Annotated in this window: 19 protein-coding genes; 3 read left to right on the top strand and 16 right to left on the bottom strand. The window is 73.7% G+C overall.

Features of this window, described 5'->3' with window-relative positions:
• Nucleotides 1-770 (top strand): phosphoribosyltransferase (locus ACFXPX_RS28685; RefSeq protein ID WP_380643986.1); only part of this gene is annotated, 770 nt, incomplete at its 5' end.
• Between the two features lie 367 nt (nucleotides 771-1137).
• A complete protein-coding gene (locus ACFXPX_RS28680) occupies nucleotides 1138-1857 on the top strand; it encodes a hypothetical protein (RefSeq protein WP_375889320.1) in 720 nt (239 codons plus the stop codon).
• A gap of 171 nt (nucleotides 1858-2028) precedes the next feature.
• On the opposite strand, the gene ACFXPX_RS28675 is transcribed toward ACFXPX_RS28680, so the two are convergent.
• From ACFXPX_RS28675 to ACFXPX_RS28665, 3 genes are all read right to left on the bottom strand, one after another.
• Complete coding sequence (locus tag ACFXPX_RS28675) at nucleotides 2029-2475, bottom strand: hypothetical protein (protein ID WP_375889322.1); 447 nt, start codon at nucleotides 2473-2475, stop codon at nucleotides 2029-2031.
• Nucleotides 2476-2864: 389 nt separating this feature from the next.
• Nucleotides 2865-3563, bottom strand: a complete 699-nt coding sequence (locus ACFXPX_RS28670; protein WP_375889325.1) for a ribonuclease HII — start codon at nucleotides 3561-3563, stop codon at nucleotides 2865-2867.
• Between the two features lie 81 nt (nucleotides 3564-3644).
• A complete protein-coding gene (locus ACFXPX_RS28665; protein WP_380404202.1) occupies nucleotides 3645-4283 on the bottom strand; it encodes a TetR/AcrR family transcriptional regulator in 639 nt (212 codons plus the stop codon).
• Nucleotides 4284-4824: 541 nt separating this feature from the next.
• Here ACFXPX_RS28665 and ACFXPX_RS28660 point away from each other — a divergent pair.
• Nucleotides 4825-6276, top strand: a complete 1452-nt coding sequence (locus tag ACFXPX_RS28660; protein ID WP_380643988.1) for an MFS transporter — start codon at nucleotides 4825-4827, stop codon at nucleotides 6274-6276.
• Nucleotides 6277-6501: 225 nt separating this feature from the next.
• Here ACFXPX_RS28660 and ACFXPX_RS28655 read toward each other — a convergent pair whose 3' ends face one another.
• The 13 genes from ACFXPX_RS28655 to ACFXPX_RS28595 all read right to left on the bottom strand — a co-directional run bounded on the left by ACFXPX_RS28655 (nucleotide 6502) and on the right by ACFXPX_RS28595 (nucleotide 19374).
• Complete coding sequence (locus ACFXPX_RS28655; RefSeq protein ID WP_380643985.1) at nucleotides 6502-8229, bottom strand: DUF4153 domain-containing protein; 1728 nt, start codon at nucleotides 8227-8229, stop codon at nucleotides 6502-6504.
• A gap of 221 nt (nucleotides 8230-8450) precedes the next feature.
• Nucleotides 8451-9341 carry a carbohydrate ABC transporter permease gene (locus tag ACFXPX_RS28650; RefSeq protein WP_380526516.1) on the bottom strand — a complete coding sequence of 297 codons (891 nt, stop codon included), beginning with the start codon at nucleotides 9339-9341 and terminating at the stop codon, nucleotides 8451-8453.
• Between the two features lie 50 nt (nucleotides 9342-9391).
• A complete protein-coding gene (locus ACFXPX_RS28645; protein ID WP_375889334.1) occupies nucleotides 9392-10414 on the bottom strand; it encodes a carbohydrate ABC transporter permease in 1023 nt (340 codons plus the stop codon).
• 265 nt (nucleotides 10415-10679) lie between these two features.
• On the bottom strand, nucleotides 10680-12065 hold the full coding sequence (locus ACFXPX_RS28640; RefSeq protein ID WP_375889335.1) for an ABC transporter substrate-binding protein: 1386 nt from the start codon (nucleotides 12063-12065) through the stop codon (nucleotides 10680-10682).
• 312 nt (nucleotides 12066-12377) lie between these two features.
• Nucleotides 12378-13598 carry a cytochrome P450 gene (locus tag ACFXPX_RS28635; RefSeq protein ID WP_375889336.1) on the bottom strand — a complete coding sequence of 407 codons (1221 nt, stop codon included), beginning with the start codon at nucleotides 13596-13598 and terminating at the stop codon, nucleotides 12378-12380.
• Nucleotides 13599-13759: 161 nt separating this feature from the next.
• Nucleotides 13760-14998 (bottom strand): cytochrome P450, encoded by a 1239-nt coding sequence (locus tag ACFXPX_RS28630; protein ID WP_375889338.1) that lies wholly within the window; start codon nucleotides 14996-14998, stop codon nucleotides 13760-13762.
• Entirely contained in the window at nucleotides 14995-15696 is a 702-nt protein-coding gene (locus ACFXPX_RS28625; protein WP_380526512.1) for an ATP/GTP-binding protein, read from the bottom strand. Before ACFXPX_RS28625 ends, ACFXPX_RS28630 begins: the two co-directional genes overlap by 4 nt.
• Nucleotides 15677-16045: a DUF742 domain-containing protein gene (locus tag ACFXPX_RS28620; protein ID WP_375889341.1), complete on the bottom strand. Its 369-nt coding sequence runs from the start codon at nucleotides 16043-16045 to the stop codon at nucleotides 15677-15679. Before ACFXPX_RS28620 ends, ACFXPX_RS28625 begins: the two co-directional genes overlap by 20 nt.
• Nucleotides 16042-16488, bottom strand: a complete 447-nt coding sequence (locus ACFXPX_RS28615) for a roadblock/LC7 domain-containing protein (RefSeq protein WP_375889342.1) — start codon at nucleotides 16486-16488, stop codon at nucleotides 16042-16044. Before ACFXPX_RS28615 ends, ACFXPX_RS28620 begins: the two co-directional genes overlap by 4 nt.
• The gene (locus ACFXPX_RS28610) at nucleotides 16488-18308 is read right to left on the bottom strand and encodes a sensor histidine kinase (protein ID WP_380643984.1); all 1821 of its coding nucleotides are present in this window, start codon (nucleotides 18306-18308) and stop codon (nucleotides 16488-16490) included. Before ACFXPX_RS28610 ends, ACFXPX_RS28615 begins: the two co-directional genes overlap by 1 nt.
• 262 nt (nucleotides 18309-18570) lie before the next feature.
• The gene (locus ACFXPX_RS28605) at nucleotides 18571-18993 is read right to left on the bottom strand and encodes a Clp protease N-terminal domain-containing protein (RefSeq protein ID WP_380643983.1); all 423 of its coding nucleotides are present in this window, start codon (nucleotides 18991-18993) and stop codon (nucleotides 18571-18573) included.
• Between the two features lie 21 nt (nucleotides 18994-19014).
• Complete coding sequence (locus ACFXPX_RS28600) at nucleotides 19015-19134, bottom strand: Clp protease N-terminal domain-containing protein (RefSeq protein WP_380643982.1); 120 nt, start codon at nucleotides 19132-19134, stop codon at nucleotides 19015-19017.
• 3 nt (nucleotides 19135-19137) lie between these two features.
• Nucleotides 19138-19374 carry an RNA polymerase subunit sigma-70 gene (locus tag ACFXPX_RS28595; RefSeq protein ID WP_380526505.1) on the bottom strand — a complete coding sequence of 79 codons (237 nt, stop codon included), beginning with the start codon at nucleotides 19372-19374 and terminating at the stop codon, nucleotides 19138-19140.
• Nucleotides 19375-19402 lie beyond the last annotated feature (28 nt).

The following is a 19402-nucleotide window of genomic DNA, read 5'->3' as shown; positions in this document are numbered from 1 at the left end:
GACCCGAGACCGATCGTCGGCTGCGTCAGCTGTGTAGAAGAGACCGGTGCGACAACGGCGCGCGGCCGCTGCACCCCCCGGAGGTCTCCGCGGAGGCACTGGCCGCCGCCCGGGCCGCACTCGGCCGCCCGGGCGTGAGCTTCGAACCGCGCCGGCTCTGGCCGACCGGGATGGACTCGCTCGGGGTGCCGTTGAAGGGCCGGATCCCGGCGGGCGAACAGGCGGAGACCGGCCGGGCGCTCGGCCGGCTGTCCGACATCGGCTGGGGCACCCGGCTGCGCACCCTGCTCGCCGACCAGGCGCCGGACGTGCCGGTGCCCGGCGAGGCGGTGGACGCCCTGGTGGCGGTGCTCGCCGACTGGGCCCGCGGCCCCGGCGGCTGGGCCGGGCCCGCGACCGCGGAGGGCACCCGGCTGGAGCGGCCGGTCGGTGTGGTGACCATGGCCTCCTCGACCCGCCCGCAGCTGGTCGGCAGCCTCGGCGCGCGGATCGCCGAGGTCGGACGGCTGCCGCTGCTCGGCCGGATCGAGTACGCCGGCGGGCTGCCGCCGCACGGGGCCCGCAGCAACAGCGCCCAGCGGCTGCACTCACTGGCCGGATCGCTGGTGCTGCCGCCGGAGCTGGAGCAGGCGGTGGCGGCCGCCGGCGGACCGGTGCTGCTGGTGGACGACCTCGTGGACTCGGGGTGGACGGTCACCGTGGCCGCCCGGCTGCTGCGCCGCGCGGGGGCCGGCGCGGTGCTGCCGCTGGTCCTGGGGGTGCAGGGGTGAGCGGGCGGCGGGCGGCCGCCGCTCCCGAGGCCGTCATCACTCGAATGGCCTAACGGAAAGGAGTTGCCAGGGCGATTTCGATCACACCGGAGATCCGACCCGAGATAAGGAGGGCCCAGCGTGCCGACAACGGTTCGACATGCCCTTCGCGTGGTGTGGATCAAGGTCGGGCGTCACCCGAACCCCACTCGGGCCGACGTGGAACATATCCGGCAGAACATGGGCTATCGGGTGGCGTTCATCATTTCATCGTTGCCGCTCCGGCCCCGTTGCCCTGAGAATTGGGAGGTACCCGAAATCCGGTCCGCTGGGCCCGCCCTTCGGCGTACCCAGGCACCCGCCTGCCCACGGGCCAGGAAGGAGGATCGTGATCAACGGTATCGGCCGAGGTCAGCATCCCCTCTCCGGAGGTTCGGCGCCCAGACGGCTGCTGGACCTGGAGACCTGGACCGCCTCGGGGATCCCGTTGCTGCGCGATCCGCGCGAGTTCGTCCTGGAACTGCACCAGCGTCACCTGCCCCAGCCGGGCACGGTCGTGGTGGCGGTCCTGGACGCGCTCCACCACCTGGCCGCCTCGGCCTCGTTCACGCCCTGGCCGCACGACACCGACGGCTGGCAGCACCGGAACGCCCTGCTGACGCACCTGCGCCGGGTCACCCCGCACGACCTGCGCCAGCCCGAGCCGACCCGGACGGCCGTGCTGCTGCGCTGCCGCGACGGTGCGCCCGGCTGGACGGAACAGGACGGCGCCTGGATGTGGGCACTGCGGGACGCGGCCGGGCTGCACGGGCTGCGCTGCGGCTCGTACATCGGGCTCACCGCGACGGGCTGGCAGATCCTCGGCGACGGGCGGGGCGGACGCAACCCGCACGCGGGTTCGTGGGCGGACGGACCGCTGCACATCGTGACGGAGCTGCCGCCGCGGTCGGTGCTCGACGACGCCCCGCGCAGCCAGCGGGCCCGGCAGCAGGCCGCCGAGCAGGCCAAACGGGTCGACGCCCCGCAGCGCTCCGCGCAGGCCGAGCCGCCCTGGATCCCGGCGCGGGTCACGGCCGTGGAACCGGGCCGTCGCACCGGGACGCGCTGATCGGTCCTCAGCGCCCGGCCCTCAGCGCTCGGCCCTCACCGCTCGGTCCTCGGCGCCTGACCCTCAGCACTCGGTCCGGGCCTCGGCCACGGGCCGCCGGCCGTGCGGACGGGCCCGGGCCCGGCACCGTAGGCACCGGACCCGGAGCGAGGACGACGGTCGGAGTTCCGGTCAGGCCTTGACCGGACGCGCGGGTGCGGTTGCGGACGCCGCCGTGGCGGCCGGGCCGGCCTCCCCACACACGAGCAGCAGGGCGTTGGCTCGGCCGAGCGCGTCGGCGTACGCCTCGGCGGCCCGGGCGGGCGGACCGCCGTTGACCACCAGGACGACCACGTCGCGGCGGACCGGCCTGGCCGGCGCCGCGTCCGCGTAGAACACGTCGCCGCCCTCGGCGAGTTGCGCCCAGTAGCGCTCCTCGCCGAAGGACAGCTCGTGCTGCTGCCAGGGGTGGGCGTCGCCGACGGTCAGCACCAGGATCTCGCCCGGGTTGCGGCCCGAGTCCAGGAGCAGGTCGACCGCGTCGTCGGCGCGTTCCAGCGCCTGCGCCGGGGTGGCGGCGATGCGCTGGACCTCGACCTGCGACGTGGTCGGGGCCGACGACGTGGCCTGGGCCGGCAACGTGGCCGACGACGCGACCGGGGCCGGGGCAGGGGCCGGGCGGCGCGGCGCCGGACCGGGCTTGGGGATCAGGCGCGACGGTCCCGGGCGGTCGGCACGCGGCGGTGCCGGACGGGGCGCCGGTCGCGGGCCGGGCACCGGGAGCGGCGCGGCGGTGGTGGGTGCGGTGGCGGGTGCGCCGCCGTTGGCAGGCGCGTGGAGGGCTTGTGCGTCCGACTCGCGGGGGAAGGGAACGCCGGGGCCCGGGAGGCTCTCGTGAATCTCCGGCTCCTCGGGGAAGACAGGCATACCCGGATATCTATCAAATGCCGGTCGAACGCGCACGGGCGCCCCACCCATTGGGCACGGGACTTCCGTCACCCCCACCCCGGGCAATTCCAGACGGACCGTCAGAAACCGAGCGTCAACTGTTCGTCGGCGGATCCCTGACCGGCACCGAAGGCGTCCCGACCGCGCTTCAGATGACGCCACTTGGGCAGTGCGTCCAAGTACGCCCAGGAGAGCCGGTGGTGGTCGGTGGGGCCGAACTCCTCCAGTGCGGAACGGTGCACCGGGGACGGATAGCCGGCGTTGTCCGCGAAGCCGTACTCCGGGCAGGTCTCGCCGAGTTCGGCCATCAGCCCGTCACGGTGGACCTTGGCGAGCACCGAGGCGGCGGAGACGCAGATGCAGGACTGGTCGCCCTTGATCACCGTGCGCACCCGCCAGGGGCCGCCGAGGTAGTCGTGCTTGCCGTCCAGGATCACCGCGTCGGGTTCGACCGGCAGCGCCTCCAGCGCGCGGACGGCGGCCAGCCGCAGCGCCGCCGTCATGCCGAGTTCGTCGCACTCCTGCGGCGAGGCGTGACCGAGCGCGTACGCGGTGACCCAGTCGGCGAGCACCGGCGCGAGGGCCTCGCGGCGCAGCTCGGTGAGCAGCTTGGAGTCGGTGAGCCCCTCCGGCGGCTTCCGCAGGCCGGTGACGGCGGCCCCGACGGTGACCGGTCCGGCCCAGGCGCCGCGCCCCACCTCGTCCAGCCCGACCACGACCTTGGCGCCGGCCCGGCGGAGCGAGCGTTCGACGGAGTGCGTCGGCGGGACGATGGGCATCACGGACTCCGTTCGGCAGTGCGGCCCCCCTGCGGTGGGGCGCTCTCCAGCCTAAGCCCGCCCGCACGGGCCCCGGACCGGCTACGTCCGCCGGACCATCGGGACCAGCACGTCGTCCACCAGCCGGACCGCGAAGTCGGGGGCCAGGTCGCGTTCGGCGACCTTCACCTGGAACATCAGCATCGCGGGGACGACGTCGGCGACCAGTGGGGTGACCGCGTCGGGGCGCACGTCGCCGCGCTCGACGCCGCGGCGCAGGATGTCCAGGATGCTGTCCTTGGTCGGCCCGATCACCCGCTGCACGATGAAGTCCTTGAACACCTCGGCCTGTTGCTGGGAGAGCTCGGCCATCAGCGCGTGCAGGGCGGCGCCCGCCCGGGAGCAGATCGCGTCCGTGAACAGCTCGATGAGCTGCAGCAACTCGGCCCGGGCGGACCCGAGGTCGGGGATGCCGTAGGGGCGTGGCAGAGTGGCGTCCAGGGCGTCGATGACGAGTTCGTCCTTGGACGCCCAGCGCCGGTAGAGCGCGGCCTTCCCGGTCCGCGCCGCACCGGCGACGCCTTCCATCGTCAGCCGCGCGAATCCGCCGGAGGTGAGCTGGTCGAGCGCGGCCTCGAAGATCGCGTTCTCCAACTCCTTCCCCCGCCGCCGCACCGGCCGGGCCAGCGCCTCCCGGACGGCCTGCACCGGGCAGCAGTGCTCGGCCCCCTCCCCCGGCACACCCGACACCGCCGATACCGCCGATATCGCCGACACCGCCGACCCTCCCGACACCCCGGGCGTTGCCGGGAGTCCGCCGGACGGCAGCGGCACGGCGGTCCCCCCGGGCGCCCGGTCCGCCGCCGGTCGCCGTATCAACCGATCCATTGCCACCATCCTTAAGGAACGCTTGCGTTCACTATCGAGCCCAGGCTATCGTCCAGATTAGTGAACGGCATCGTTCCTTCCCAGTCTGCGCCGACGCGCAGCTGCGCGTTCGGGGCGGCGGATCCGCTGCGCCCCCGAACACGCGAAGGACCACCGATGCACCGCCGAAGCACCGCTGACGCACCACCGACACACCACTGACGCACCGCAGTTCCCGCGCACCGAGCGCACCACCACACCCACCACACCCATCGCACCCACCGCACCGCGCGCGTAGCCAGCAGGGGGCACATTCGTGGCTATCTCCGACACGCTCAGCAAGAACCCACCACCGAAGACCGGCCAGGGCCGGGGGAAGAACATCACCCTGGCCGTCATCGCGGCCACCCAGCTCATGGTGGTGCTCGACGCGACCATCGTGAACATCGCGCTGCCGCACATCAAGGACGCGCTGAACTTCTCGACCACCGACCTGTCCTGGGTCATCAACGCCTACACGCTGACCTTCGGCGGCCTGCTGCTGCTCGGTGGCCGGGCGGGCGACATCCTCGGCCGCCGCCGGGTGTTCATCTTCGGCACGCTGCTGTTCGGCCTGGCCTCGCTGCTGGGCGGCTTCGCCCAGGACAGCACGCTGCTGCTGGCCGCCCGCGCGCTCCAGGGCATCGGTGGCGCGATCTGCTCGCCCACCGCCTTCGCCCTGATCGCCACCAACTTCGAGGAGGGGCCGGAACGCAACAAGGCGTTCGGCGTCTTCTCCGCGGTGGCCGGCTCGGGAGCGGCGATCGGCCTGCTGGCCGGCGGCCTGCTGACCGAGTACCTGGACTGGCGCTGGGTGTTCTTCGTCAACGTGCCGATCGCCGCGCTGATCGCGATCGCCGCGCCGCGCTACATCGCCGAGTCCGAGCGCCACCCGGGCCGCTTCGACCTGCCCGGCGCCTTCACCTCGACCCTCGGCCTGGTCGGCCTCGTCTACGGCTTCATCCGGGCCGCCTCGGACGGCTGGTCGGACCCCCTGACGCTCGGCTCCTTCGCCGCCGGTGCGGTCCTGCTGGCCGCCTTCGTCGTGATCGAGCGGCGCACCGACCAGCCGATCACCCCGCTGCACCTGTTCGCCGACCGCAACCGCACCGGCGGCCTGGTGATGATGCTCTGCCTGGCCGCGGCCATGTTCGGCATCTTCTTCTACGTCGTCCTGTTCGTGCAGGGACCGCTCGGGTACAGCCCGCTCAAGGCCGGTGTCTCGTTCCTGCCGATCAGCGTGGCGATCATCATCGCCGCGCAGCTCGCCTCGACCTTCCAGGCCAAGTACGGCCCGAAGCCGTTCATGGCGGGCGGTGCGCTGCTGGTCACCGTCGGCCTCACCTGGCTGACCCAGATGGGCAAGGACAGCGGCTACCTCGACGGTGTCCTCGGCCCCACGGTGATCTTCGGCTTCGGCATGGGCCTGATCTTCGTCCCGGTGATGCTGCTCTCGGTCGCGGGCGTCCCGGGCGAGGAGACCGGCGCCGCCTCCGGTCTGCTCAACTCGATGCAGCAGATCGGCGGTTCGCTCGGCCTCTCGATCCTGACCACGGTCTTCGCGCACTACGCGACCGCCGAGGGCAAGCTCCAGATGCCGGCGTTCCTGCAGAACGGCAGTCCGGCGGAGCACAGCTACTTCGAACAGCACCACGAGTTCCTCCCGGGCTCCGACCCCGCCAACTCGGTGCTCGCCCAGGGGATCTCGCACGGCTTCATCGTCGGCGCGGTGCTCGCCGGGATCGCGCTGCTGATCGCGGTCTTCGTCGTCAAGGCGAAGGCGAGCGACCTGCCGAGCGGCGACAGCGCCGGCATCGCGATGCACTGATCCGCACCGGGCCCCGGCGAGGCACCGGAACCGCCGCAGGGCACCGGGCCCCCGCGGGGCACCGGAACCGCCGAGGGGCATCGGAACCGCCGAGGGGCACCGGAACCGCCGAGGGGCATCGGAACCGCCGCAGGGCACGGAACCGCCGAGGGCCGGCCGGGAGCAGCACGCTCCCGGCCGGCCCCGCGGCGTTCCCAGCCGCCCCCGGCCCGGGCCCGGCGGCCGCTACCAGCCCCGCTCGGACGCCAGCCCGGCCCACTCGCAGGGCCCCCGCCCCGACCGCGGCCCCTCCACCAACGGCCGTTCGGCCAGCACCTGCCGCGCCCCGGTGACCGAGCCGCCGGCCGCGTACCAGGGCCGGGTGTCCCGGTCGAGGTCGCGTCGGATCAGTTGCAGCGCGCAGGACCGCTGCGGCTCGGGCAGCCGGTCCAGGGCGGGCACCGCGTCGGCCGAGAGGTCGCGGACGTTGCGCAGGTCGATCTGCTGCGACCGTTCGTACCGGGCCACGTTCTGCTCCGCGACGATCGCGTCCGGCCCCATCAGCCCGTAGACGGCGACGGTGAGCATCCCGCTGAGGACTACGGCGCGCGGCAGCCAGCCCCCGCCCCGGCGGGTGAGCCCGGCGGCCAGCAGCAGCAGGAACACGGCGCCCAGCCAGATCTCGACCACCAGCACCCACAGCCGCAGCGTGGTCAGCCCGGAGGCGTCCACGTAGAACCACATCCGGCCGAGCGCCGAGGCGACCACGGCCAGCGCGAGCAGGCAGAGCAGTCCGAGCAGGATCCGGGCCAGCCGGCGGTCACTCGGGGTGGTGCGCGGCGCCCAGCGCTTGGCGACGGCCACCACGACCAGGGTCAGCACGGTGATCACGCTCAGCTGCCAGAAGCCCTGCCGGGCGTACGCGGAGCGGCTCATCCCGGTGTTGGCCAGCACGGCGTCCGCGCCGCCGAGCACCATGACCGCCTGGATCACCGCGAAGGCGCCGAACAGCAGGTCGAGCGCGACCAGCGGCAGCGCCCACTCCAGCCGTCGCCGTTCGCGGCCCGGGCGGACCTCCAGCCGGTCCCAGCGGCGCGGCCCGGCGGCGATGTGCGCGAAGCCGAGGGCGGTGAGCGTGCCGAGCCCGAACAGGGTGCCGCGCCCCGGCAGCTGGTGGACGTCGAAGCTGGGGACCAGGCCGGCCAGCAGGTCCGCCATGGCCGCGTCGGCGCCGGCGAACAGCAGGCCGAAGACGGTCAGCAGGACGGCGGCGACGGCGAGCGCCTTGAGCACCGGGACGAGCCGTCCGGCCCCCGGCAGCGGGCGGCCCTCCAGGCTTTCCCAGATCCAGCTCAGCCCCGGGATCAGCTGCCAGACCAGGGCGGGCAGGGCGAGCAGCACCCCCGGCCAGCGGCGCCCGCCGTGCAGGGCGAGCGAGGCCAGTCCCAGCGCACAGCCGGAGGCGAGCAGGGCGGGCCAGCCCGCGTCCCAGCGGGCCGGGACGGCGAGCAGGGCGAGGGCCAACAGGCTCCAGGCGAGCGTCCAGGGCCGGATCCGGCGGCCGGCGGTTCGGGCGACCAGGCCGGCGACGCCGGCCGTGGCGGCGCCGCAGATCAGCAGGTTGGCGCCGATCCCGTCGTACAGCAGCCAGGCCGTCAGCAGTCCGGCGAGCACGGCGAGCAGGAGGACCCGGGGGGTGGCGGCCGCGTGCCGCTCGGGGTCGGTGGCGTGCAGCCGGCCGGGCTGCGGGGGCACGGGGGCGTCCGGCGCGCGGTACGGGGCGCCGGGCCGGTACATGTCGAACGGCGAGTCCGGGGCGGCTTGCGCGTCCGGCTCGGCCGACGGGCCGAACTCGGCCGACAGGCTGTGCTCGACCGACGGGCTGTGGCCGGCCGACAGGCTGTGGCCGGCCGACGGGCCGTGCTCGGCTCCGGGCTGCGGATCGGTCGGGGCAGGCGTGGACGGGCCTGGCATGAGTCCCCCTCGGTGGTCGGCGGGCATGCGGAAGCCGTCCTCCGGGCGGTCCGCGGGGCGGACGTACTCGACGCCTCCCGCAGCCGACTGTAGACGATTCTGAACAAGTTCAAAAGTTGGTTCTGAACGCGTTCAGAAGAGCCCGGAGGGCCGCCACCCCGGCGCCCGCCACAGCCGGACCCGAGCCGGACCCGAGCCGAACCCGAGCCGGGCCGTCCGCCCTACCCCTTGACCGAACCCGCCAGCAGTCCGCGGACGAAGTACCGCTGGAGGGCGAAGAAGACGATCAGCGGCACGATGATCGACAGGAACGCCCCCGCCGTGAGCAGCTCCCAACGCCCGCCCAGCGACCCGGACAGCTGCGCCAGCCGGACCGTCATCGGCGCCACCTCCGGTGTGCCGCCGGCGAAGGTGAGCGCGACCAGCAGGTCGTTCCAGACCCAGAGGAACTGGAAGATCGCGAACGAGGCCAGCGCCGGGGCGCACAGTGGCAGCACGATCGAACGGAAGATCTTGAAGTGCGAGGCGCCGTCCACCACCGCCGCCTCCATCAGGTCGCGCGGCAGCTGGGCGATGAAGTTGTGCAGCAGGAACACCGCCAGCGGCATCGCGAACATGGTGTGCGCCAGCCAGACCGGCGCGTAGCTGCCCTTGAGGTCCACCGCCGGGATCAGCGTCAGCGCCCCCAGGTGCGCACCGCCGGAGAACAGCCGCAGCAGCGGGATCAGCGCCATCTGGAGCGGCACCACCTGGAGCGCGAACACCGTGAAGAACACCGCGTCGCTCCCCCGGAACCGCACCCACGCCAGCGCGTACGCCGCCATCGCCGCGAGCACCAGCGGGAAGAGGGTGGCCGGGATGCTGATCGCCAGCGAGTTCACCAGGAAGGGCAGCAGGCCGGTGGAGCCGCCGGAGCCGCCCTCGAACAGCACCGTGTGGTAGTTGCCGAGGCCGAAGTCCGGGTGGAGCAGGGCGTTCCACCAGCCGTCCTTCGTCACGTCCTGCTTGGGGCGCAGCGAGGTCACCAGCAGGCCGAGGGTCGGGACCGTCCAGAGCACCGTCACGGCGATCACGAACAGCGAGGCCAGGGGGCTGCTGAAAGCCTTCCGCACGGGGCTCCCCCCGGCCGGACGGCGGCTGACGGCTTTCGCCTCAGGAATGCTCACCGCACCTCACGCTCCCTCCGCAGCTGGACGATGTTGTAGGCCACCAGCGGCAGCACCGCGAGGAACAGCAGGACCGCGAGGGCGCCGCCCCGCCCGTCGTCGAACTGCGCGAAGGACTGCGTGTACATCTCGTTGGCCAGCACCTGGGTGCCGAAGTTGCCGCCGGTCATGGTGCGGACGATGTCGAAGGCCTTCAGGGTGATGATCATGACCGTGGTCAGGACGACCATCACCGTGGTGCGGATCATCGGCACGGTGACGTGCCAGAACAGCCTCACCCCGGTCGCACCGTCGAGCCGGGCCGCCTCCACCACCTCGTCCGGGATCGCCTTGATCGCCGCCGAGAGCACCACCATCGCGAAGCCGGTCTGCACCCAGACCATCACCGCCATCAGCAGGAAGGTGTTCAGCGGCTGGCTGAGCAGCCAGTTCGGCGGGTCCGACCAGCCCACCGCGTGGGCGAGCTGGCTGAGCAGGCCGATCTGCGGCTGGTCCTTGCCGCGCGCCTCGTAGACGAACTTGAAGATGATCGAGGCGCCCACCAGTGAGATCGCCATCGGCATGAAGATCAGCGACTTGTAGACCGACTGGCCGCGCATCCGGTCCACCAGCAGGGCCAGCACCAGGCCCAGACCGGTCGCCACCAGCGGCGCGACCACCAGCCACAGCAGGGTGTTGAGCAGCACCTTCCGCACCGATTCGGTGGTGAACGCCCAGCCGAAGTTCTCACCGCCGACGAAGGTGCTGCCGTCCGGGCCGTGCAGGCTCAGGTAGACCGTGCGGATCAGCGGCACCACCAGGCCGACCGCCAGCAGCAGCACCGCCGGGCCGAGGAGGACCAGGACGGCCAGCGGGCGGGCCAGCCGGCCCCGGGCGCGCCCGGCGACCAGGAAGACCACCAGCAGGACGCCGAGGAAGCCCGCGATCGCGCCGAAGCTGTTGCCGAACTTGATCGCCGCGTCGCCCCAGGCGCCGACGGCCAGGGAGCCGGCGGCCGGCGGGGAGCCGGTTACGGGCATGGCTGCACGTCCCTTCGGTTCGTCCAGCGGGAAGGGGAAGCGGGTCGGGAAGCAGGGTCGGGAAGCAGGGTCGGGGAGCAGGTCAGGGGAGCAGGTGAGAGAGGAGGAGGGGCGGGCGGTGCGGGTGGGTGGCCCCGCACCGCCCTCGGCGGGTGGTCCCGGACGCCGGCCGGGCGGGCTGCTCCGGCGGCCGCTCGGTCGGCTGCCCTGCCAGCTGCTCAGTCAGCTGTTCAGTCAGCTGCTCGGTCGGCGGCCGCTCGGGCGGCTACTTCGGCCAGGCGGCGTCGATGTCGGCGGCGACCTTCTGGATCGACTGCCCCTCGGCGAACCAGGCGGTCAGCGACGTCCACTCCTGCCCGGAGCCGATGGCCGCCGGCATCATGTCGGAGGCGTCGAAGCGGAAGGTGGCGCTCGGGTCGGTCAGCGCCTCCGCGGAGAGCTTGTCGATCGGGTCGGTGTAGAGGCTCTTGTCCACGCCCTGGTTGGCCGAGACCCAGCCGGTCGCGGTCCTCACCCGACTGCTCGCCCAGTCCGCACTGGACAGGTAGTTCTGCACCGCCTGCGCCTCGGGCTTGCTGGAGAAGGCGGCCAGGAACTCGCCGCCGCCCTCGACCGGGTTGGCGATCGACGGGTTGACGGCGGGCAGGTGGAAGGCGAAGACGTCGCCGTCCGGGGCGACCTTGGTGCCCTTGGGCCACTGCGCCTCGTAGAAGGAGGCCTGCTGGAGCATCGCGCACTTGCCGGTGAGGATCGGCGCGCCCGCGTCCTGGAACGTGGTGGTGGCGATCGACTTGACGCCGCCGTAGCCGCCGTTGACCCAGGCCGGGTTCTGCATCCAGTCGGCGACCGTCCGCATCGCCGTGGCGATCTTCTCGTCGGAGAACTTCACCTGGTGGCCGACCCACTGGTCGTACACCTCACCGCCGTACGTGCCCAGCACCACCTCCTCCAGCCAGTCGGTGGCCGGCCAGCCGGTGGCCGTGCCGGAGGCGATGCCCCCGCACCAGGGCTTGGGACCGCCCGCCTTGGCGATCCGGTCGCTGAGCGCCATGAGGTCCGCCCAGGTCTTCGGCACCTCGTAGCCGGCCGCCTTGAAGGTCTTCGGCGAGTACCAGACCAGGGACTTCATGTTGGCGCTCATCGGCGCCGCGTAGAAGGTACCGTCGACCGAGCCGTAGGTCTTCCAGACCGGGCTCCACTTGCCCTGGTTGGCGACGGTCTCAGCGGGCGGCTTGACCACCTTGCCGCTCTTCACCATCTGCGCCAGCAGGCCCGGCTGGGGGATGATCGCGAAGTCCGGGGCGTTGCCGCCGGCCACCCGGACCGGCAGCTGGGACTCGAAGTCGTTGGACCCCTCGTAGCTGATCTTGATCCCGGTGCACGAGCTGAACTCGGCCCAGGACTTCTCCAGGTTGTCCGACTCCGGGCTGAGGATCGAGGCGAACATCGTCACCGTGGTGCCCGAATGCCCTGCGTACGGCTGGTACTTGGCGCAGTCACCGGTCAGCGTCCGGGCCGCCCCGTCGCCGCCGCCCGAACCGCCGGAGCTGTTCGAGCAGGCCGCGGTCAGGGCCAGCGCCGCCAGCAGAGCGGATACGGCCAGCGGTCGACGGCGCGAACTCGCGGACGGCGCGGTCGGGTTGAAGGTCAATGCGGTCCTCCTCGCCAGGGCATGCTGCCTCGGGTGGGCTGAACGACATTGCGCTGTACCGGAGATGGGCGTGCAGGGATCGCTGGGCGAGCGGGCGGCCGAACCGATTCGACGACGTTAACGCAGCCTTCCGCCGCCGCCAAGGTCCATGGTCGACCTTCCCCACACCGGTGCCCCGATCATCACGTCCGAAACCGGCGAACGCCCGCGGCCCCGCCCGGAATCCGGACGGGGCCGCTTATCTGACGTACTGTCAACACGCTTCGGCCAGGCCGGTCGGGCTGGTCGGGCCGGTCGGGCCGGTCGGGCCGGTCACCAGAGCCGGACGGGCAGCTCCCGCAGGCTGTTCACCACCAGCGACGGGCTCGGCCGCAGCTCGCCGTCCGGCACCGCCGGTGCCAGCCCGGGGAAGCGCTCGAACAGCGCCGGCAGCGCGACCGCCGCCTCCAGCCGGGCCAGCGGCGAGCCGGGGCAGACGTGCGGACCGTGGCCGAAGGACAGGTGCCGGGTCGGGTCCCGGGTGATGTCGAACAGCTCCGCCGTCACCCCGTGCTGCAACGGGTCCCGGCCGATCGCGTTGTACGAGACCAGCACCGGGTCGCCCGCCGGGATCACCAGCTCGCCGACCTCGATCGGCTCGGCGGCGAAGCGGAACAGGAAGTTGCTGGTCGGCGGGGTCCAGCGGAGCGACTCCTCGACCACCGCGTCCCAGGAGACCTCGCCCGCGCGCACCAGCGCCAGCTGGTCCGGGTGCGCCAGCAGCGCCCGCACCGCGTTGCCGATCAGGTTGACGGTGGTCTCGTGGCCGGCCGCGATGATCACCCGCAGGGTGGCCGCCGCCTCCGCGTCGGTGAGCGCCCCGCCCTCGGTGTCCGCCGCCAGCAGCACGCTCGCCAGGTCCTCGCCCGGTGCCGAACGGCGCTGCGCCACCAGGCCGTTGACGAAGGCGTTCAGCCCGGCGACGGTCGCCTGGATGCCCTCCGGGTCGGGCTTGACCCCGAAGAACCGCTCGTACAGGTCGCGCAGCAGGCCGTGGTCCGACTCCGGGACGCCCAGCAGCGAGCAGATCACCGTCATCGGCAGCGGGAAGGCGAAGGCCGACTTGAGGTCGACCAGCGGCTCCCCGGCCGCCAGGGCGTCCAGCAGCGCGTGGGTGATCTCCTCCACCCGCGGGCGCATCAGCTCGACCCGGCGCGGGGTGAAGGCCTGGGCGACCAGCGCCCGCAGTCGGCGGTGCTCGGCACCGTCCGTGGTCACCATGCTCGGGCCCGGCACCGCCAGGCCGATCAGCGGCCAGGTCTTCGGCACCTCACCGCGCTGGTAGGCCGCCCAGTGCCGGGCGTCCTTGACCAGCCGGGCGTCGGTCAGCAGGTCGCGCGCGGCCGCGTGCCGGGTCACCGCCCAGGCGGCGACCCCGCCGGGCAGCACGACCGGCACCGCCGGACCGGCGGCCCGCAGCAGGGCACCCTCGGCGGCGTTGTCGCGGGCCAACGGGTCGAGGGCGATCGGGGCCGGGGCCGGGGCAGCGGTCATCGGCGGCAACTCTCCTTGACGTAAAGGTTCTTCGAACGGTTGTGCACGTCCTGTGGATCCTGACCCGCCCGACCAAGATCCGCAAGGCCTCGCCGGGGCCCGTCCTCGAACGCCCCGCGGGCGGGAGCCGGAAGACGGGCCCTCGGCATGTCGGACGGAACCTAGTACCCCGGGCTGAACGAGACCGGCAGCGCGACCAGTCCGCGCACCCAGGCCGAGGGCCGCCACACCAGGGCGTGCTCGGCCACCGCCAGCCGCAGGTCCGGCAGCCGGTCCAGCAGCACCTCGATCGCGGTGGTGGCGATCACCTCGGCCGCCTCCTGGGCCGGGAACGGGCAGCCGTGCTCGCCGTACGAGTAGCTCATGTGCGCCCGGTTCCCCTCGGCCGGACGGCCGTCGGGCCGGCGCACCGACGGATCCGCGTTGGCCCCGGCGAAACCCAGCAGCAGCATGTCGCCCTCGGCGATCCGCTGGCCGCCGAGCTGGGTGTCCCGCACCGCCCAGCGGCCGGCGAAGATCTGGGTCGGGGTGTCCTCCCAGAGCGCCTCGTTGAGGGCCTGGCTGATGCTGCGCCGGCCGCCGGCCAGCGAGGCCGCGAAACGCTCGTCGGTGAGCATCAGCCGCAAGGTGTTGGAGATCCAGTACGAACTGGGCTGGTGACCGGCGATCAGCAGCACCCGCAGGTCGCGCATCACCTCGTCGTGGGTCAGCCCCGCCGGGTGCTCCAGCATCCGCGAGGCCACGTCGGCCCCCGGGTGCTCGGACTTCTCCTCCACCAGCGCGAGCATCAGCTCCAGCAGCCGCTGGGCGCCGGCCGGGGCGTCCGCACCGCCGTCCAGCATGGCCAGCAGCGCCGCGATCAGCTGCGGCGCCTGCTCCTCGTCCAGACCGAGGACCCGGCACAGCACCAGCAGCGGCATCCGGTGCGCGTACTCGGCGACCAGGTCGGCCTCGCCGCGCCCGGCGAACTCGTCGATCAGCCCGTCGGCGATCTCCTCGGCGTGCTTGCGCAGCTCGTACGGGTCGATCCCGGCCAGCGCGTCGGTGACCGCCCGGGAGCGCCGGACGTGCTCCTCGCCCTCCGCGTACAGGATCGACGGCACCGGGGCCATCATCGGCTTCAACGGCCAGTCCGCGGGCAGCGTCCGCCACGCGTGCCAGCGGCTGGAGTCCCGGCCGAACAACTGCGGCTGGCCGGTGACCTGCTGGAGCTCCCGGTAGCCGATGACCAGCCACGCGGGCACGCCGCCGGCCAGCTCGACCGGGGCGACCGGGCCGTGCGCGGCGCGCAGCTCGCGGTAGAGCTGGGCCGGGTCGGTCTGGAAGCGCGGCCCGTACAGCGGCGTGGCGCCGGCGTGCGCCGGGCAGCCCGGGGGCGGGGTGACGGCGGGCTCGGTCACGGGGTGCTCTCCTCGTAGATCGCGTCGGGTGCTCCGGGTCCGGCCAGCGCGGCCGCGTCCGCCCCGGCGAGGGCGGCCAGGTGGTGGACCAGCTCGATCAGCACCTGCTTGCCGGACTCCCGGTCACGGGCGTCGCAGTCCACCAGCGGGACCTCCGGCGGCAGGTCCAGCGCCTCCCGGACCTGCTCCAGGGTGTGGCCGGGCTCGCCGAAGTTGTTGCGGGCCACGACGAACGGCGTGCCGTGGTGCTCCAGCCGGTCGATCGCGTACCAGGAGTCCTCCAGTCGCCGGGTGTCCACCAGCACGACCGCCCCCAGCGCACCGCTGAACAGCCGGTCCCAGAGGAACCAGAAGCGCTCCTGCCCGGGCGCGCCGAACAGGTACAGCACCTGGCGCTCCGACAGGGTGATCCGGCCGAAGTCGAAGGCGACGGTGGTGGAGCGCTTGCCCCAGCTGCCCGCCGGGTCGATGCCCTCCCCCGCCCGGGTCATCACCTCCTCGGTGTTCAGCGGGCGGATCTCGCTGACCGAGCCGACCAACGTGGTCTTGCCCACCCCGAACCCGCCGACCACGACGATCTTCAACGCGTTGTCGGCGGTCGCCCGCAGCGGGGTGCGCCCCACGGGCCGGAGGTCCTGGACGTCCGGGACGTCCTGGACATCCTGGAGGTCCTGGAGGTCAGAGCCGTTGGAGGCCATGCAGCACCTGCTTCAACGTGTCGAGATCGGGCAGCCGGGCCTTGTTCGGCGCGAACCTGGGGTGCCGGGCGGTGACCGCCCCGGCCTCCAGCAGGTCGCCGAGCAGGATCTTCACCACCGAGACCGGCAGCTGCAGCTCCGCCGCCACCTCCACCACGGCGGTCGGGGCCTCGCACATCCGCAGGATCCGGACGTGCTCCGACTGCATCCCCGGCGCCGGCTGCCGCTCCGCGACGATCAGGGTGACCAGGTCGAAGGCGACCGAAGGGGCGCGGCTGCGGCCCCCGGTGATGGTGTAGAGGCGGTCCGGGTCGTCGTCCCGACCCGGCAGCACGGGCCCGGCGTTCATATCCCGGCGCTCTCGCCCGCGGCGTCCGCGCCGGGTTCCGCGTCCGCCTCCCGGGCGGGCGCGCTGAGGTGGACGCCGATCTGCTCGATCAGGCCGTGCATGTTGTGGCCGACCACGCCCACGTCCGCCTCGTCGTCCGTGACCACCGCGAGGTGCGCGCCCTCACCGGCCGCTACGATGCACAGGATGCCGCCGTGGAACTCGGTCATCGACTGCCGCACGCCGCCGCTGCCGTCCCCGAACTCGATCGAGGCGCCGTGCGCCAGGCTCTGCAGTCCGGAGGCGATCGCCGACAGCTGGTCGGCCTGGTCGGCGCTCAGCCCGGCGGTGTGGCAGAGCTTGAGGCCGTCGGCGGACAGCACCAGGGCGTGCCGGCTGCCGGGGGTGGCCGCCAGCAGGTTTTCCAACAGCCAGTCGAGGTCGCGGTCGGTGGCGCTGCTCATCAGGAGTCCTTCTCGGTGACGGGGGAAGCGTCGGGCGTGGTCTCGGTGTCGGTGTCCGCGGTCGGCGCCGCCCCGGGGGCGGGCAGCGCCGGCTGGGCGGCCCGGCGGAAGGCCCCGAACCGGGCGGCGGCGCGCACCGCGTCGGTCCGTACGGGCTTCGCGGCCGGGGCCGCCGGCGGGGTGGTGGTGGCCATCGTCTGGCCGCGGCGGCGCTGCGGCAGGCCGCTGTCGGTCATCCGGGTCGGCCCGGACGGGGTCCGGGCGGGGGCGGCAGCCGCCGGGACGGCGTGTGCTGCGACGGCGTGGGCCGGGGCAGCAGGTGCCGGGACGACAGGTACCGGCACGGCCACGGCGGGCGGGGTCGAGGCAGTCGGGTTCGAGGCAGTCGGGGCCGAGGCGAGCGGCAGCGAGGCGGGCGCCGGGCGGGCGGGGGTGAGCGCCGGGCGCACGGACTCCACGGCCGGCGCGGACGCCGTCACGGGCGCGGCCGCCGGGGCGGGCGTCGGAACCAGGTGGGTGACCACCTGCTGCGGGATCAGCATCACCACCCCGGTACCGCCGCGGGCCGACGGCCGGAAGGAGATCTGCAGCCCGTGCTTGCGCGCCAGCACGCCGACCACCGCGAGGCCCAGCCGGGTACCGGCGGACAGCGTGGCGAGGTCCAACGGCTCGGCGGAGACGGCCCGTTCGGCCCGGCGCAGCCAACTGTCGCTCAGGCCCAGCCCGCTGTCCTCGACGGTCACCGCCAGACCGGCCGGCACCTCCTCGACGTAGACGTGCACCTCGGCCGGCGGAGCGGAGAAGTTGGTGGCGTTGTCCAGCAGTTCGGCCAGCGCGTGCATCACGCCTTCGGCCGCGAAGCCGGCCACCGCGGCGGTGCTGGCGTTGTGCAGCCGGACCCGCTGGTAGGCGCCGATCCGGCCGAGCGCACCGCGCAGTACCGACTCCACCGCGATCGGCTTGGCCCAGCGGCGGCCGGAGCGGGCGCCGGTGAGCACTGCGATGCTGTCCGCCATCCGGCCCGCCTGGGCGGTCGAGTGGTCCAGCCGCAGCAGGTCGCCGAGGACCTCCTCGTCGTGCCGGTGCTGCATCTCGCGCAGTTCGGCGTGCATGCTCGTGGCCAGCGCCTGGACGCGGCCGGCGGCGGTCGCGCAGACCGCGAGCGCGGCGGCCCGCAGGCGCTCGCCGCGGCCGACCTCCTCGCCGACCGCGCGCAGCAGTGCGTACTGGGGGTGCTTGCGGTGGGCGGCCAGCGCGCTGTCCACGGACGCGCCCCCGCGCAGCTTCTCCACCACCTCGGGCAGGACGCCCTCGGGGATCCGCTCCAGTTCGGCCCGCTCGTCGGCGGCCCGCTCCCGCTCCGCCCCGGCGGCGGCCCGCTCGGCCTCCAGCCGGGCCCCCAGCCGGGCCAGTTCGGCGTGCGCGGCGGTGAGGTCCGCCTCGACCCGGGCGTGCTCGGCGCGGGCGGCGTCCCGTTCGGCGAACGCGGCGGCGGCCCGGTCCTGGGCGGCCGTCTCGGCCTGCCGGGCGGTGCCGGCGGCGACCAGCGCGGCCCGGGTCTCCCCGTGCTGGACGGCCAGGTCGTCGGTCAGCCGGCGGGAGCGCTCGGCGCCGCTCGCGGCCAGGCCGACCACGATCAGCCAGAGCACCGCCACGGCGGCCACCGCGAGCGCGGTGAGCGGTTGGTGCGCGCCCAGGGCCCGGCTGACGCCGACCGGCGCGGCGACCAGGGCCAGCAGCACGGCGGCCGCGGTCAGGGCGACGGTGCGCGGCGCGGAGCGGCGGCGCGGCCGACCGTCGGGGCTGGTGGCTTCTCTCATCGGGGCGGTCCTCGGCAACGTCGGCGGGCGGCGGCGCGGGCGGCGGGTCGGCGACGGTTGCGGCCGCCGACAGCTGGTCGGGCGCATACCAGACCGCCCGGTGGCGTCGCGAAACGCCTCCGGGCGGCTGATCGGTTCACGCTTTCGGCCGATCATATCGATTCAGACATTGGCCTCAACCCGCTAGTTGACGGTCAATCTCCTTCATTCACGCCGAGTACACCGCACGGCGACACCTTCCACCCCTTCCCGGCACCGCCGCTCAGGCCAGTTCCGCCTCCACCGCCTGCCGCACGGCGGCCGTGTCCAGCCCGTGGTCGGCGACCACCAGCACCCCGAGCCCCTCCCCCTCGCGGAGCACCCCGAGCAGCAGGTGGCCCACCCCGATCTCCTTCGACCCCAGGCGCAGCGACTCCCGCAGGGAGAGCTCCAGCGCCTTCTTCGCCGGGGTCGAGAACCGGATGTGCCCGGCCGTCGAGCCACCGGAGCGGAACCGGCCCCAGCGCTTGCGCCCCTCCTCCGGCGGGGCGTCCAGCGCCCCCTCCCCGAAGGCCGCCTCGACCGCCTCCCGCACCGCGTCCAGGTCGACCCCGATCGTGGCCAGGACCTGCCGGTCCCCCTTCCCCCGCAGGCGCCGCACCGCCTGCCGCGCGGCCTCCTGGTCCAGGCCGGCCCCGATCAGCACGGACGCCGCCGGATCCTGCGACTACTCCAGGACCCCCAGCAGGAGGTGCTCCGTCCCGACCCGGTCGTCCCGCAGCTGCCTCGCCTCCTCCTGGGCGACGACCACGACCCTCCGGGCCTCCTGGGTGAACCGTTCGAACATCGCTCAGCCTCCGTCCTCGCCCTTGCCGGGCCCCCGTCGTGCGTGCTTCTTGTGGACCGCCTGCCTGGTCACCCCGAGGCAGACCGCGATGTCCTGCCAGGACCAGCCCTGCGACCGGGCGTTGTCCACCTGGAGGGCCTCCAGACGGTCCGCCAGATCACGCAGGGCGCGGACCGCCCGGAGCCCCACGGCGGGGTCACGACTGCTCGCGGCGGCCGCGAGCTCTCCGCTCTCGCTCATGACGTCAACTCTGGTTGACACCCTCGGG

Origin of the sequence: Kitasatospora sp. NPDC059146, assembly GCF_042786665.1 — a bacterium.
Lineage (GTDB): Bacteria > Actinomycetota > Actinomycetes > Streptomycetales > Streptomycetaceae > Kitasatospora.
Note: the sequence above shows the minus strand (reverse complement) of the source record. Positions and strands in the feature narration are given on the sequence as shown.

Coding starts and splice junctions, on each gene's coding strand:
- ACFXPX_RS28670 (WP_375889325.1), bottom strand. CDS start 3,563: ATGCCCATCGTCCCGCCGACGCACTCCGTCGAACGCTCGCTCCGCCGG.
- ACFXPX_RS28660 (WP_380643988.1), top strand. CDS start 4,825: ATGGTGGTGCTCGACGCGACCATCGTGAACATCGCGCTGCCGCACATC.
- ACFXPX_RS28655 (WP_380643985.1), bottom strand. CDS start 8,229: ATGCCAGGCCCGTCCACGCCTGCCCCGACCGATCCGCAGCCCGGAGCC.
- ACFXPX_RS28645 (WP_375889334.1), bottom strand. CDS start 10,414: ATGCCCGTAACCGGCTCCCCGCCGGCCGCCGGCTCCCTGGCCGTCGGC.
- ACFXPX_RS28635 (WP_375889336.1), bottom strand. CDS start 13,598: ATGACCGCTGCCCCGGCCCCGGCCCCGATCGCCCTCGACCCGTTGGCC.
- ACFXPX_RS28625 (WP_380526512.1), bottom strand. CDS start 15,696: ATGGCCTCCAACGGCTCTGACCTCCAGGACCTCCAGGATGTCCAGGAC.
- ACFXPX_RS28620 (WP_375889341.1), bottom strand. CDS start 16,045: ATGAACGCCGGGCCCGTGCTGCCGGGTCGGGACGACGACCCGGACCGC.
- ACFXPX_RS28615 (WP_375889342.1), bottom strand. CDS start 16,488: ATGAGCAGCGCCACCGACCGCGACCTCGACTGGCTGTTGGAAAACCTG.
- ACFXPX_RS28610 (WP_380643984.1), bottom strand. CDS start 18,308: ATGAGAGAAGCCACCAGCCCCGACGGTCGGCCGCGCCGCCGCTCCGCG.
- ACFXPX_RS28600 (WP_380643982.1), bottom strand. CDS start 19,134: ATGTTCGAACGGTTCACCCAGGAGGCCCGGAGGGTCGTGGTCGTCGCC.
- ACFXPX_RS28595 (WP_380526505.1), bottom strand. CDS start 19,374: ATGAGCGAGAGCGGAGAGCTCGCGGCCGCCGCGAGCAGTCGTGACCCC.